The 14,536-nt window shown below is 69.0% G+C and carries 12 protein-coding genes; 7 read left to right on the top strand and 5 right to left on the bottom strand.

Annotated features, from left to right (window positions below; translation table 11 throughout):
* The first annotated feature begins 102 nt into the window (after positions 1–102).
* From ACZ6SF_RS14820 to ACZ6SF_RS14810, 3 genes are all read left to right on the top strand, one after another.
* Positions 103–675 (top strand): TetR/AcrR family transcriptional regulator, encoded by a 573-nt coding sequence (locus ACZ6SF_RS14820; protein WP_450003646.1) that lies wholly within the window; start codon positions 103–105, stop codon positions 673–675.
* Positions 676–909: 234 nt separating this feature from the next.
* Positions 910–1,803, top strand: a complete 894-nt coding sequence (locus tag ACZ6SF_RS14815) for a glycine betaine ABC transporter substrate-binding protein (protein WP_466062635.1) — start codon at positions 910–912, stop codon at positions 1,801–1,803.
* Between the two features lie 112 nt (positions 1,804–1,915).
* Positions 1,916–3,400: a DHA2 family efflux MFS transporter permease subunit gene (locus ACZ6SF_RS14810; RefSeq protein WP_466062634.1), complete on the top strand. Its 1,485-nt coding sequence runs from the start codon at positions 1,916–1,918 to the stop codon at positions 3,398–3,400.
* A 100-nt stretch (positions 3,401–3,500) separates the two neighbouring features.
* Here the strand turns inward: ACZ6SF_RS14810 and ACZ6SF_RS14805 are convergent, their stop codons facing one another.
* From ACZ6SF_RS14805 to ACZ6SF_RS14790, 4 genes are all read right to left on the bottom strand, one after another.
* The gene (locus tag ACZ6SF_RS14805) at positions 3,501–5,294 is read right to left on the bottom strand and encodes an AMP-dependent synthetase/ligase (RefSeq protein ID WP_466062995.1); all 1,794 of its coding nucleotides are present in this window, start codon (positions 5,292–5,294) and stop codon (positions 3,501–3,503) included.
* A gap of 127 nt (positions 5,295–5,421) precedes the next feature.
* Entirely contained in the window at positions 5,422–6,345 is a 924-nt protein-coding gene (locus ACZ6SF_RS14800; RefSeq protein ID WP_466062633.1) for an alpha/beta hydrolase, read from the bottom strand.
* A 22-nt stretch (positions 6,346–6,367) separates the two neighbouring features.
* The gene (locus ACZ6SF_RS14795) at positions 6,368–7,198 is read right to left on the bottom strand and encodes an SDR family NAD(P)-dependent oxidoreductase (RefSeq protein WP_466062632.1); all 831 of its coding nucleotides are present in this window, start codon (positions 7,196–7,198) and stop codon (positions 6,368–6,370) included.
* Positions 7,195–8,739, bottom strand: coding sequence for a flavin-containing monooxygenase (locus tag ACZ6SF_RS14790; protein WP_466062631.1), 1,545 nt, complete (start codon positions 8,737–8,739; stop codon positions 7,195–7,197). Before ACZ6SF_RS14790 ends, ACZ6SF_RS14795 begins: the two co-directional genes overlap by 4 nt.
* 67 nt (positions 8,740–8,806) lie before the next feature.
* Between ACZ6SF_RS14790 and ACZ6SF_RS14785 the strand changes: the two genes are divergently transcribed.
* From ACZ6SF_RS14785 to ACZ6SF_RS14770, 4 genes are all read left to right on the top strand, one after another.
* On the top strand, positions 8,807–9,439 hold the full coding sequence (locus ACZ6SF_RS14785; protein WP_466062630.1) for a TetR/AcrR family transcriptional regulator: 633 nt from the start codon (positions 8,807–8,809) through the stop codon (positions 9,437–9,439).
* 27 nt (positions 9,440–9,466) lie between these two features.
* Positions 9,467–10,306: an AraC family transcriptional regulator gene (locus ACZ6SF_RS14780; protein ID WP_466062629.1), complete on the top strand. Its 840-nt coding sequence runs from the start codon at positions 9,467–9,469 to the stop codon at positions 10,304–10,306.
* A gap of 193 nt (positions 10,307–10,499) precedes the next feature.
* Positions 10,500–12,326, top strand: coding sequence for an ABC transporter ATP-binding protein (locus ACZ6SF_RS14775; protein WP_466062628.1), 1,827 nt, complete (start codon positions 10,500–10,502; stop codon positions 12,324–12,326).
* On the top strand, positions 12,323–14,038 hold the full coding sequence (locus ACZ6SF_RS14770; RefSeq protein ID WP_466062627.1) for an ABC transporter ATP-binding protein: 1,716 nt from the start codon (positions 12,323–12,325) through the stop codon (positions 14,036–14,038). The genes ACZ6SF_RS14775 and ACZ6SF_RS14770 overlap by 4 nt, the downstream gene beginning before the upstream one ends.
* Positions 14,039–14,048: 10 nt before the next feature.
* Here ACZ6SF_RS14770 and ACZ6SF_RS14765 read toward each other — a convergent pair whose 3' ends face one another.
* The gene (locus tag ACZ6SF_RS14765) at positions 14,049–14,396 is read right to left on the bottom strand and encodes a DUF1330 domain-containing protein (RefSeq protein ID WP_466062626.1); all 348 of its coding nucleotides are present in this window, start codon (positions 14,394–14,396) and stop codon (positions 14,049–14,051) included.
* Positions 14,397–14,536: the final 140 nt, after the last annotated feature.

Genomic DNA, 14,536 nt, shown 5'->3' with positions numbered 1-14,536 from the left:
TGGATCGACCGATTTGTACAAATGTACGGTACGTTTGTGAAGAACATTTGTACAGAACAAATGTACGGAACATTTGTACAAGGATCTGTTAGGGTGCGGAGCATGGGGCAGAAGGAGCAACTGCTGGCAGGAGCGCGTACCTGCATCGTGGAACGCGGCTACGCCAACACCACCGCGCGCGATATCGCGAACGCGTCCGGCGCGCATCTCGCCTCGATCGGGTACCACTTCGGCACCAAAGACGCCCTGATCAACGCCGCGGTCCTCGAAATCATCGAAGAGTGGGGCGAGCGCCTGACCCAGGCAGGCTCCCTCGGCGCCGGACCACCCGCGCAGCGTCTCCAGCGCTTCATCGAAGGCATTCTCGCCGCCGGGCCGGAGGAGCGACGCGTGCTCGTCGCGAGCGTGCAGTCCTACGCCCTGTCGGAATTCGTGCCGGAGCTACGCGAACAACTCCGCCGGGTCTACAGCACCGCCCGCCGCGATATCGCCGCGCTCGTGCTCGGCGTCGAACGCGACACCGTCAGCGCCGAACAGGCCGAAACCGTCGGCTCCGTCGCGCTCTCCCTCATCAACGGCGCCGTGCTGCAATGGCTGGCCGACCCCACCGACGCACGCGGTGCGAGCCGGATCGCCGCCGCCGTCTCCGTGCTCGCGTCCGAGCACTCCTCGTGAAGCCACGCGACCACGACCCGGCCGGCCCCGTGGTTACCGCCGCGGTGGCCGCCGGGACCCGGAGCACGCCCATGCGCACCGGCACCCGAGACGGTGGTTCGCGCCAATGGCGAGACCCGGCGGCGCGGGGGCTGCCCGGGCGCGTGTGCGACGGTGCGCGCCGGTAGATTCCGGTGCTGTCGGGCACCCGGGTCCGGGTGCGGCGAGCAGGTGAGGGAAGAGGTGTTTCGCGCGATGGTGGCGCCCGCGTCGATACGGGTCCTGGGCCGGATGCTGGTGCCGGTACTGGCGGTGCTGGCGGTCTCCTGCGGTGGGGGCGAAGGCGATGAACCGGTGGTGGTGGGGGCGCAGCGGTCGGCCGAGTCGCGGGTGCTGGCCGAGATCTACGCGCAGGCGCTGGCCCGGACGGGATCGCCGGCCCGGGTCGAACCGGATCTGGGCGACCGGACGGCCGTGTTCGCGGCGCTGGACGCGGGCACGGTGACCGTTGTCGCCGATCACAACGGCGCGCTGCTGGCCGAACTGAACGCCGGCGCGGACGCCGCCGATACCGAGAAGGTCACCGAGGAACTGAACGGATCGCTGCCCCAGGGCACCGTTACCTCCGACCCGGCCGACGGCGCCGATCTCGAGCCCCGGGTGCTGGTCACCGCCGAGACCGCGCGGCAGCGCGGTATCGACTCGGTGGAGCAGCTGGCCGGGCAGTGTCCCACGCTGGTGGCGGGCGCCGCCGGGGTTCCGGGGCTGCTCGAGCCGCCGGCGCGCGCGGCCGGGATCCAGGGCTGTGAGTTCGCGTCCACGCAGGTGTTCGACGATCCCGCCGAGCTGCGGCGCGCGCTGGTGGAGGGGCGGATCCAGGCCGCGGTTCTGGGTGGGCCCGCCGAATTCCTGCCCGGCGGTATCGACGGCCTGACGGTGCTCGCCGATTCCGGTGACGCGATCCGCGCCGAGAATCCGCTGGCGCTGCTGCGCAAAGGGGTGTTGGGTGAGAAGCAGCTGGAAAAGCTGAACTATGTGGCGGGTGAACTCACCACCGACGAGTTGTGCACGCTGGTACTGCGGATCCGTGACGACGGCGGCGACCCCGCCGAGCTGGCCCGGACGTGGCTGGACGCCCACGGTCTCTAGCGGGAGTCACGATCGGTCCGATATGCCCGGAATGTTGGCGTGGCCTGCGGCGTAGTACCTGACGGATCCATGAACCGGCGCATCCGGCGCCGCTGGGACAGGAATGGAATCTATGCCCACCACTCAACGTAATCCGTGGCTGGCCCTGGCGGCGCTGGTCGTCGGCTTCTTCATGATCTTGCTCGATGTCACCATCGTGGCGGTCGCCAATCCGGCGATCATGCAGGATCTGCAGGCCGATATCTCCTCGGTCATCTGGGTGACCAGCGCCTATCTGCTCACCTACGCCGTGCCGCTGCTGATCACCGGGCGTCTCGGCGATCGTTTCGGACCCAAGAACATCTACTTGATCGGCCTGGTCGTGTTCACCCTGGCCTCGCTGTGGTGCGGGCTGTCCGGTGATATCGAGACCCTGATCGCCGCCCGCGCGGTACAGGGCCTCGGCGCGGCGTTGATGACCCCGCAGACGATGGCCGTCATCACCCGGACCTTCCCGCCGGAGGGCCGGGGTGCCGCGATGGGGCTGTGGGGCGCGGTGGCCGGGCTGGCGACCCTGGTCGGGCCGATTCTGGGCGGTGTCCTCGTCGACGGTCTGGGCTGGGAATGGATCTTCATCGTCAATGTCCCGGTCGGTGTCGTCGCGTTCGTCCTGGCCGTCTGGCTGGTGCCCGCGCTGCCGACCCATGAGCACAAATTCGACTGGCTGGGCGTGGTGCTGAGCGCGGTGGGCATGTTCCTGCTGGTGTTCGGGATCCAGGAGGGCAACACCGAGGACTGGTCGGCCACGATCTGGTTGATGATCGCGGCGGGTATCGCGGTGCTGGTGGTGTTCGTCCTGACCCAGGCGCGTGGTACCGGGGAACCGCTGGTGCCGCTGGGCCTGTTCCGCGACCGCAACTTCTCGCTGTCCAATATCGCCATCGCCAGTATGGGCGCCTCGGTCACGGCGGTGATGGTGCCGCTGTACTTCTATCTGCAGGCCGTGCACGGTATGACGCCGACCCGCTCCGCGCTGGTCCTGGCGCCGATGGCGATCATCACCGGGTTCGCGGCGCCGGTGGTGGGCAAGATGTACGGGCGGTTCCATCCGCGGCTCTTCCCGACCATCGGGTTCTTCCTGTTCGCGGCCTCGGTGGCCTGGTTCGCGCTGGTGATGCGGGATCCGCACGCGAACATCACCTGGCTGGTGGTGGCGGGCGGGGTGGCCGGCCTGTCCAACTCCTTCATCTGGGCGCCGCTGGCGACCACGGCGACCCACAATCTGCCGATCCACCAGGCCGGCGCCGGTGCCGGGATCTACAACACCACCCGGCAGGTGGGGTCGGTACTCGGTAGCGCCGCGATCAGCGCGCTGGTCGCCGGGCGGATGAGCGCCCAGGGGCTGGGCGGCGGTTCGCCTTCGGGCGAGGGGATGGGAATGGGGCAGGTGCCCGAACCCGTCCGGCAGGCGTTCAGCACCGCGTTGAGCCAGTCGACGTTGCTGCCGGCGGCGCTGCTGCTGATCGGTGTGGTGGCCTCGGCGCTGTTCATCCGCAATACGGCCGCCGCGCCGGCGGGACCCGCGGAACCGGAGAAGGCGGAAACGGTATCCCGGTAGTGACCGCGGGTCCGTCACCGGATGGTGCGGGACCCGCACCGGCCGACGACAGCGGCCCCGGCAGGTGATCCTGCCGGGGCCGCTGTCGTCGACGGGTGGCTCAGTTGTAGATCTTGTCCACTTCGCCGGCGTACTGCTTCATGACGACGGCGCGCTTGAGCGACATCTTCGGGGTCAGCTCGCCGGTTTCCTGGGTCCAGTCGACGGTCAGGATATTGATCTTCTTGATCTGCTCGGCCTTGGAGACCTTCTTGTTGGTCTCCGCGACCGCGGCCTCCACCTCGGCGACCAGCGTCGGATTCGCCACCAGATCGGCGACGGCGGTATCGGCGGACACCCCGTTGCGTTCCTTCCAGCCCGGCAGCGCCTCCGGGTCCAGGGTGATCAGGGCGCCGATGAACGGTTTGCCGTCACCGACCACCATCACCTGGCTGATCAGCGGGTGGGCGCGCAGCGAATCCTCGAGTACCGCCGGGGAGACGTTCTTACCACCCGCGGTGACCAGGATTTCCTTCTTGCGGCCGGTGATGGTGATGAAACCGTCGGCGTCGATGGTGCCGAGGTCACCGGTCTTGAACCAGCCGTCCTCGAACGCGTCCCGGGTGGCCTCGTCGTTGCCCCAGTAGCCGCCGAACACCACCGAACCGCGGACCAGCAGTTCGCCGTCCTCGGCGATCTTGGCGGCATGCCCCTCGATCGGCCGGCCGACCGAGCCCACGCGGATATGCCCGGGGGTGTTGACCGAGATCGCGGCGGTGGTCTCGGTGAGACCGTAGCCCTCGAAGATGGTGACGCCGATGCCGCGGAAGAAATGCCCGAGGCGGGCGCCCAGCGGGCCGCCGCCGGAGACCGCGGCCTGGCAGTTGCCGCCCAGCGCGGCCCGCAGCTTGCCGTAGACCAGCTTGTCGAACAGCGCGTGCTTGGCCTGCAGCACCAGACCCGGCTTGCCCTTCTCGAGGGCTTCGCTGTACTGGATGGCGGTGGCCGCGGCCGCGTCGAAGATCTTGCCCTTGCCCTCGTCGTGGGCCTTCTGCTTGGCGCCGTTGAACACCTTCTCGAACACCCGCGGCACCGAGAGCACGAAGTCGGGCCGGTGCTCGCCGAACTGCTGGACCAGCGTGCTCCAGTCCGAGGTGTGCGCGACCGTGCACTTGGCGTCGAACGCGGCCAGTGCCACCGCGCGGGCGAACACATGCGCCAGCGGCAGGAACATCAGCGTCTTCTTGCCGGGGGCGAGGAAGGACGCCATCGCGATCCGGTCGGAGCGGGATTCGGCGTAGAGGTTGGCGTGGCTTAGCATGACGCCCTTGGGCCGGCCGGTGGTACCCGAGGTGTAGATGAGGGTGGCCGGAGAGGCGGCGGTGACCTGCGCGCGGCGCTCGTGCACCGCCTGATCGTCGAGTTCGGCGCCGCGCCCGATGAGGGTCTCGATCGCACCGGATTCGATCTGCAGGGTTTCCCGCAGCTCCGGCAGATCGGCGGGGTCGATCTCGGAGACCACGCCGCGGTGCTTGTCGTTCTCCACGACCAGCAGCTTGGTCGCCGAATCCTGCAGGATCCACTTGGCCTGCTCGGCGGCGGAGCTGTCGTAGATGGCCACGGTGCAGCCGCCGGCGGCCCAGACGGCGAAGTCGAGCAGCGCCCACTCGTAGCGGGTGGCGGCCATGATGGCGACCCGGTCGCCCGATTCGATTCCGGTCGCGATGAGGCCCTTTGCCACATCGGTGACCGTCTTCGCGAACTCCGTCGCGCGGACGTCACGCCAGCCGCCGTTGCCGTCGGGGACGTTGAACAGGACGGCGGCGGGGCTTTCCTTCGCGTGCCGGAACACGTTGTCGGAATTGTTCGCGTCCTCGGGGATTGTGTAGGAAGCCGGGGCTTCGAACTCGCGCATCATTGCCTTTCCCTGTTTGCTAACTCGTCGGTAATTTACGCCACCTTCGCGCGCGGATGGCGGCGGCCACGGGAAAAGCCCTGGTTCAGTCCCCGTGACGGAGGGATTACGAGTTCCGTTCCGATCTTCATCCTAGGTCGCGCAGCGGTAGCTCATTGATGGCTTGCCGCAGGAAAACGGCCATTTCGGTCAGTGCGACGGCGGCCGGTCCGACCAGCGCGGCCTGGAGTTGGGCGACATGCCAGAGTCCGCGGGTCTCGGTGAACTCGACGGTAACCCCGGCCGCGCGCAGGGCGGCGGTGAGATCGACGCATTGCGGATGCAGGAGTTCGTCCACATCGGCCTGGACGTAGACCGGGGGCAGTCCCTCGAGCACGCCGTGCAGCGGCGCGTACCCCGGGTCGTCCGGATCGCCGTCGCCCAGATAGGCCAGCGCGCAGGCGCGCGACCACGGCCCGTTCACGACCAGATCCCGGATCCGCTCCGGCGCCTGGTTCGGATCGACCCAGGGGGCGATCAGGCCGAGTGCGGCCGGGGTGTGTCCGTGCCGCGCGATCAGCCGCTGCGCCAGCGCCAGCGACAGGCCGCCGCCGGCCGAATCGCCGGCGATCGCGATGCGGCCGGGCCGGTAGCCGTACTCGCTCACCAGTTCCAGGAAGGCGGCCTCGGCGTCGTCGAGCGCGGCGGGGAAGGGGTGTTCGGGCGCCAGCCGGTAATCGACGGCGTACACCGGCAGGCCGGTGGCGGCCGCGAGCCGGCCGTTGAGGGAGCGGTGGGTGGACAGCGACCCCACGGTGTAACCGCCGCCGTGCAGATAGAGCACGGCGGCGGGGTCGCCGGCGGAGGTGTGCCGGGAGACGAGGCGCTCCGCCGGCCGCCCGCCCAATGCGATCCGGTCCACGGTGACGCCCGGCGGTACCGGCTGCAGCACCGAGCCGATATCGATCAGTGCGCGCTGGGCCTGCCAGGGCAGGCGGGCGTGCAGGGAAACCCGGTACATCGGGCCGAGGAGTGCCCGGACCAGCGGCAACGGCAGTGCGATATCTCGCATTGGTGATTTCTCCCGGTGCGGATCAGGGTAGGAAACGACGTTCGACGGCCACCGAGAGGCGCTGGTAGCCGGAGGCGGCGGTGCGGACGAACAGGTCCAGCAGTTTCGCCTCCCAGCCGATCAGTACTCGGCCGCGGCCCTTGCGCACCCCGTCGACGATGGTCTGGGCGGCCATCTCGGGGCTGTGGATCGCGAGGTACTTGTCGAACATCGAGCTGGCCTCGGCGCCGTCGATATCGTCGCTGTAGGTCGCGTTACGGGCGACCGCGGTCTTGATACCGCCGGGATGCACACAGGTGACCCGCACCGGAGCCCGGTCCACCAGCATTTCCTGGCGCAGCGCCTCGGTGAAACCGCGGACCGCGAATTTCGCCGAGTTGTAGGCCGCCTGCCCCGGTACCGCGATCAGGCCGAACAGGCTGGAGATATTGACCACGTGCCCGTCGCCGGATTCCAGGAGGTAGGGCAGGAACGCCTTGGTCCCGTTCACCACACCCCAGAAGTCGACATCCATGATGCGTTCGATGTCTTTGAAATCGGTTTTGACGATATCGCCGTGATGCGCGATTCCGGCGTTGTTGTAGATCTGGTGCACCACGCCGAAATGCTGTTTCACCGCGTCGGCGTACAGGAGCACCGCTTCGCGCTCGGCGACGTTGAGACGATCGGATTTCACCTCCGCGCCCAGCTGTTCACAGCGGCGCACGGTTTCGGCCAGACCCTCGGTGTCGATATCGGACAGGGCCAGTTTCGCGCCCCGGCGCGCCAGGTTCACGGCCAGCGCGCGGCCGATACCGGAGCCGGCTCCGGTGATGACACAAACCTTGTCGCGGAAATAGGCGTCATTGCTCACGGTGCGGTCACTACTTTCAGATCGGTACGTTCGGGGGCGTCGGCCGCCGTCGTCGTATCGTAGGCGTCGACGTCGAATTTCCTTGTGATGCGCCGGAACTCGAAGGTGAAGTCCGGCCACAGGGTGGTGTTGTTGCCGTGCTTGTCCAGGTACCAGCTGGCGCAGCCGCCGGTACTCCACACGCTCTTGACGAGTTTGCGCTGCAACTCGCTGTTGTAGGCGTCCTGCTCTTCGCGGCGCACCTCCACGGTACGCAGGCCGTTGCGTTCGACCGTGGCCAGCGCGTCGGCGACGTAGTTGATCTGCGATTCGATCATGTACACCATCGAGGTGTGGCCGAGCCCGACATTCGGGCCGAGCAGGAAGAACATATTCGGGTAGTTGGCGATCGCCGAGCCCTTGTACCCCTGCTGGCCGATCTCGTCGAACACCTCGGTCAGGCTGCGGCCGTCGCGGCCGAAGATCGTCTGATAGGTGGGGGAGTCGGTGACGTGGAAGCCGGTGGCGACCACGATCGCGTCGACCTCGCGCTCGGTGCCGTCGGCGGTGACGATCGAATTCGCGCGGATCTCGGCGATTCCGTCGGTGACCACGTCGACATTGTCGCGGTCCAGCGCCGGGTAGTACTCGTTGGAGATCAGCATGCGTTTGCAGCCGATCCGGAAATTCGGGGTGACCTTCTTGCGCAGTTCGGGGTCGCGGATCTCGAGCTGCAATTTCGCCTTGGCCAGCGCCTCGAAGCCGCGCATCAGCGCCGGGAATTTGGCCAGCCCGACGACCTGGGTCTCCCGGGCGGCGTAGATCGCGGCCCGGGAGAGCCGCTGCACACCGGGGATGTGCTTGAACGCGAGCCGCTCCGGGAGGGTGTAGGGGCGGTCCAGCCGGGGTAGCAGCCACGGTGCGGTGCGCTGGTAGACGTCGAGGTGGGCGACCTTCCCGGCGATGGCCGGCACGATCTGGATGGCCGAGGCGCCGGTGCCGATGACGGCCACGCGTTTACCGGTGAGGTCGGAGTCGTGGTTCCAGCGGGCGGAGTGGAAGATCTCGCCCTCGTAGCTGTTGATGCCCTTGATATCGGGCAGATTGGGCTCGCACAGCGCGCCCACCGCGGACACCAGGGTATCGGCGGTGAAGTTGCCCCGGCTGGTGGTGATCTCCCAGCGGGCGGTCTCGTTGTTCCAGTGGGCGCTGGTGACATCGCAGTCGAACAGGTGCTTGTCGCGCACGTTGTACTTATCGGCCACGCCCTGGATATAGGCCTGGATCTCGCCCTGCCGGGAGAACGAGCGCGACCAGTCGGGGTTCAGCGCGAACGAGTACGAGTACAGGTGCGAGGGCACATCGCAGGCCGCACCGGGGTAGGTGTTGTCGCGCCAGGTGCCCCCCACATCGCTACCGCGTTCCAGTACCAGGAAATCGTCCCGGCCCTGCTGGGCCAGCCGGATGGCGAGGCCGAGGCCGGCGAAACCGCTGCCGACGATGATCGTCCGCAGGTGGCGGGGCTGGTTGGCGACAGCTTTGTCTGTAACCTTGCGACTCATGTATTCAGCGTAAGGTCTTATTGAGCCGGAGTCAACAGTATTGAACGGGAGTCAGTAGGGTGGAAGGGTGAGTACGAGTCCGGGAGAAACCGCCAAACGCATCCGCCTGAGCCCGGACGAGCGGCGGACCCAGCTGATCACCCTCGGGGTGAAGATGCTCGGTGAACGGGCCATCGAGGACATCTCGGTCAGCGAGATCGCCGCCCAGGCCGGTATCTCCCGGGGCCTGCTGTTCCACTATTTCCCCACCAAACAGGACTTCCAGCTCGAAGTCGTCCGCCACGCGAACGCCGAACTGCTGGCCCGGGTGACACCGGACCCCACCCTGGGCCTGTTCGAGATGCTGCGCGATTCGGTCGGCCGCTATGTCGACTACGTGAGCGAGAACCGCACGTCCTACCTGGCCCTGCTCCGGGGACCCGCGAGTTCCAGCCCGGATCTGGCCGGGCTGGTGGACCAGACCCGGCGGGCGATCGTCGGCATCATCCTTACCCAGGTCCCGCTGACGCCGGAGGAGCGCGAACAGCCGCGCCTGGTCCTCGCGGTCCGGGGCTGGGTCGCTTTCACCGAGGAGACCACGCTGTCGTGGTTGCGTGACGAATCCATCGCGCGCGACGAATTGATCGATCTGCTGGTGGAATCGCTGCTGGCGCTGGCGATGGCGGTGAACCCGGCGGTCGCCGCCGCACTGCGCTCCTGAGCGGTGGACGGTTCGTAGACTGACCGCATGGGACGATTCGAGCCGGTTCCCGACGCCGCGGCGTTATGGGATATCGCGCTGCCGCCGCCGTCCGGGCGCCGGGCCGGGATCAGCATGGCCGGATTCCGTGGCCGGACCGGCCGGCTCGTCGATATCGAGGTCGTCCCGTATCCGGCTATGACGGTGTTCCTCGACTTCGGTGACGCGACGATCCTCGACTCGGGTGCCGATCGGCCGATCGGGGACGGGATCGTCATCGGTCTGAGTTCGGTGGGGGTGCGGGGACGCGGGAATCTCGTCGACTGCCTGCAGATACGACTGTCGCCGGTGGTCGCGCACGCGGTACTGGAAGGCGCGACCGGCCTGGGTGGCGACACCGTCACGCTCACCGAACTCTGGGGTCGCGAGGCCGGAAGCATCGCCGAGCGGCTGCACGAGGCCCGGTCCTGGGACGACCGGTTCGCCCTCGCGGGCGCGGCCGTCGCCCGCCGGCTCGACACGGGCCGCCGCGTCGAGCCCGAAATCGCTTTCGCCTGGCGGCGTCTGGTGGCGACCCGCGGACAGGTCCGGATCGAACGGCTGGCCGCCGAAACCGGCTGGAGCCGCAAACGGTTGTGGTCGCGGTTCCGGGCGCAGCTCGGTACCACCCCGAAACAGGCGGCCAATCTGGTCCGCTTCGATCACGCGGCGCATGCGCTGGCAGGCGGGCTCGGCGCGGCCCGGGTCGCCGCGGAAGCCGGTTACTCCGACCAGTCCCATATGCATCGTGAGGTGGCGGCTTTCGCCGGGTCCACACCGGCCGCGGTCGCCGCCGCGCCCTGGCTGGCGGTCGACGATATCGCGTGGCCGGTCGCCGGCCGGGCCTGAGTCCCCTCCTGTCGCCGCGATATTCGCGGGCGACCACTCGCGCCGACGAGTCCCCGGCCGCGGTGACATTTGTCCAATACGGCACCGGAGCTCGGCGGACATCCTGATCTCGTATCCGGAATCGCGCCGTCGGTGTGGATTCCGCACCACGGGCGCGGCGGCGAATGCCGCGAGAGGTCAGGGAGACGACCCAATGGCACAGCACATCGAGGGGCGAGGTGTTTCCGGCACCGGAGCCGAGCGGCCCCCGCTGGGAATCCGGCTGCCGCAGGCGCCGAGTACGGCCCAGCTCTTACGCCCCCACCTCGGTGGTTTCACAGCGGTGGTGGTGCTGCAGATCATCGGCGCCCTCGCGGGTCTGGCGCCGCTGCTGGCCGTCGTGGAACTCGGCCGGACCCTGCTGTCACCCGGACCGGTCGACCAACGGCACGTCTGGATCGTTGTCGGCCTCGGCGCGGCAGGTCTGTTCGTGCGGCTGCTGGGCACGGCGGCGTCCTCGGGGATCGGGCATCTGCTCGACAGCCGGGTGCAGTTGTCGCTGCGCCGCCGGCTGGCCGCGGGCCTGGGCCGGGTGCCGATCGGCTGGTTCTCCCGGCGCCGGACCGGTGAACTGGCCAAGGTCGTCGGCGACGATGTGAGCGCCGTACACCCGTTCCTCGCGCACGCGCCCGGAGAACTCGTCTCCGCCTTCGTGGTTCCGCTGGTCTCGCTGATCTATCTGGGCACCGTCGACTGGCGTCTCACGCTGATCACGCTCATCCCGGTGGCGCTGGCGCTGGCGCTGGTCCCGCTGCTGATGACCCCGGCGCGACTGCGCGAGCAGAACGCGTTCGACGAGGCCATGGGGCGGATAAGTGATTCGGTCGTCGAGTTCGTCCAGGGCATCGCGGTGGTGAAGGCCTTCGGCGGAGCCGGGCGGGCCCACCGCGAGTACTCCAAGGCCACCGGTGATTTCGCCGATATCTTCCTGCGGATGGTCCGCGGTCTGGCCGGAGTCGCGGCCGGTATGCAGACGGTGCTGTCGCCGCCGTTCGTGCTGTTCGTGGTGCTGACCGGCGGTGCGGTGCTGATCGCCGACGGATCCCTGGCTCCCGCCGACCTCCTGCCGTTCCTGCTGCTCGGACTGGGGCTGACGGCCCCTGTCGCGGCGCTGCAGCACGGATTCGACGATCTGCAGGCCGCCGCGCGTGCGGTGGGCCGGGTGCGCGAGGTCCTGGGAGAACCGCCGCTGCCCGAACCCGAGCGCCCGGTGGTGCCGCAGGGGTACCGGGTGCGGCTGGACGGGGTCCGGTTCGGCTACGACCCGGACCGCGAGGTACTGCGCGGGATCGATCTGGTGCTCGAACCGGGCACCCTGACCGCGATCGTGGGCCCGTCGGGGAGCGGGAAATCGACACTGGTGCAGTTGCTGCCGCGGTTCTTCGATCCGTCGCACGGATCGGTCACCCTCGGCGGCGTCGATCTGCGCGAGATCGGCAGCCGCGAGCTCTACCGGACGGTGTCCTTCGTCTTCCAGGACGTCCGGCTGCTGCGCGCCTCGGTCACGGACAATATCGCGCTCGCGGTTCCGGACGCCTCCCTCGACGAGGTGGTGCGCGCCGCCCGGATGGCCTGTATCCACGAACGGATCCTGGAGCTGCCGTCCGGCTACGAAACGGTGCTCGGCGCCGACGCCGAGCTCTCCGGTGGTGAAGCGCAACGGATCGCGATCGCCCGGGCGCTGCTCGCCGATACCCCGGTCCTGGTGCTCGACGAGGCGACGGCCTTCGCGGATCCGCAGACCGAACTGGCGGTCCGGCTCGCGTTGGCGGCGCGGACCGGGGATCGGACCACCCTGGTCGTCGCCCACCGCCTGGAAACCGTGGCCGACGCGGACGCGGTCGCGGTGCTCGACCACGGGACCGTCGCCGAATACGGCAGTCCCGCCGATCTGCTGGCGCTCGGCGGGAAGTTCGCCGAGTTCTGGCGAACCCACCGGGAGGCCGGTGCGGAAACCACACCCGGAGGTACGTCCCGATGATCCGACTGCTGCTGCGCGTCCTGGGTGACGATTACGCTGTACCGGTCCGCCGCACCGTGGTCCTGATGACGGCGGCCGCGGTCGCCGAAGGACTGTCCTACGCACTGCTGGTGCCGATTCTGCGGGCGCTGTTCGGTCCCGATCCCGGTGACGCCCGGCCGTGGCTGTGGGCGTTCGGGGCGGCGGTCGCCGGGTACGCGATCCTGCGCTACCGCAGTGACCTGTCCGGTTTCCGCGCCGGCACCACATTGCTGCGCGGTGTGTACGGGCGGCTGGGCGACCATCTGGCCCGGCTGCCGCTCGGCTGGTACACGGCGGACCGGGTCGGTGCGGTCTCGCTGCTGGCCGGTCGCGGGGTACTGCAGGCCATGGGTGTGATCGCCCATCTGCTGGCACCGTTCATCTCCGCCGCGGTCACCCCGCTGACCATCGTCGTCGTGATCTTCGCGTTCGACTGGCGGATGGGACTGGCCGCCGCGGTCGCGGTACCGGTGGTCGCGCTGATCCAGCGGTGGTCGGGGCGCGCGCTGACCGCCGCCGATACCGAACGTCACGAGCACGATCAGGAGGCGGCTCGCCGGGTCATCGAATATCTGCAGGCCCAGCCGGTACTGCGGACCGGCGGCCGCACCGCCGAAGGCTACCGGGCGCTCGACGATTCGCTCCGTGGCGTCGAACGCGCGTCCCGCCGCATGACCGTATCGGCCCTACCGGGCATCGTGGCGCTGACACTGGTGGTGCAGGCGGTGTTCACCGCGCTGCTGGCGCTCGGCTGTTATCTCGCGCTCGGCGGGCGGCTCGGCGCGGCGGAACTGCTCGCCGTTCTCGTACTGGCCGCACGCTGCGCCGAGCCGCTGCTGAAACTGGCCGAACTCGGTGGTCAGCTGCGAGGCGCGCGGGCCGAACTGATGCGCCTGGACGCGGTGCTGCGCACCGAGCCGCTGCCGGAGCCGAGCACACCCGTGCGCCCGCGACACCACGACCTCGCGCTCGACCGGGTGACCTTCCGGCACGGCGGCCGGACGGTGCTCGACGAGGTATCGCTGGACATTCCGCACGGGCAGCGGCTCGCCGTCGTCGGACCCTCCGGCGCCGGCAAGAGCACACTGCTGCAGGTGCTCGCCCGGTTCTACGATGTCGATGCGGGTGCGGTGCGGCTGGGCGGAGTGGATGTCCGCGATATCGGCACCGAGGATCTGATGACGCGATTCGCGATCGTCTTCCAGGACGTCTACCTGTTCGACGGAACCCTCGAGGAGAACATCCGCCTCGGCCGCCCCGACGCCGGTGACGACGACGTGCGGGCGGCGGCCACGGCGGCGCAACTCGACGAGGTGATCGCCCGGCTGCCCGACGGCTGGGCCACCGATGTCGGCGAGGGCGGCGCCTGGTTGTCCGGTGGTGAACGCCAGCGCGTCGCGATCGCCCGGGCGCTGCTGAAGGACGCGCCCATCGTATTGCTCGACGAGGTGACCTCGGCCCTGGATCCGGTGAACGAAGCGGCCGTGCACGCGGGGATCGAACGGCTGATGGCGGGCCGGACGGTGATACTGGTCGCGCACCGGCTGCGTACCGTGCGCCGGGCCGACCGGGTGCTGTTCCTCGACGCCGGGCGGGTCGCCGAGGACGGCACCCATGACGAACTGGTGGCCCGGGGTGGGCTTTACGCCCGGTTCTGGGAGATCTCGATGGCGCCGGTGGCCGGCGGCTGAGGTCCCGGCGTCACCCGGCGGCGAGGCCGGCCCGCAGCGCCGCCGCGGTGGTGGCCGGGTCGTAGTCGTCGGCGACCCCACCCACCAGGATCAGGTCGCCCTCGATATGCCGGGAGCGCAGCGGCGCGATCTCCCGGTATGCCGGCGAATCCCACCAGGCCCGTGCCTCGTCGAGCCCGGGGAAGCCGATCACCACGATATGGCCGGGCCAGCTGCCCTCCACGACCTGGTGCTGGGTGCCGTGCACGAGGAACCGGCCGCCGTACGGGGTGAAGGTGGCGGTGATGCGCTCGATGTATTCGGCGATCTCCGGGTGCGGGGCGGCTGCACGCAGGTGGGCGATGGCGTAGGCGGTCATGGTGTCCTCCGGTGCGGGTCGTGGTCGCTGTCTACGATCATGTCGGGCCGGACCCCGCGGCGCGATTACCCGAGAGGTAATAGTTGCTATGACCTCTCCGTTCGTCTCCGGCCGAAATGATGGCCCGTGGTCGGCGCGCC

This window comes from Nocardia sp. NPDC049935, from assembly GCF_055586645.1.
Note: the sequence above shows the minus strand (reverse complement) of the source record. Positions and strands in the feature narration are given on the sequence as shown.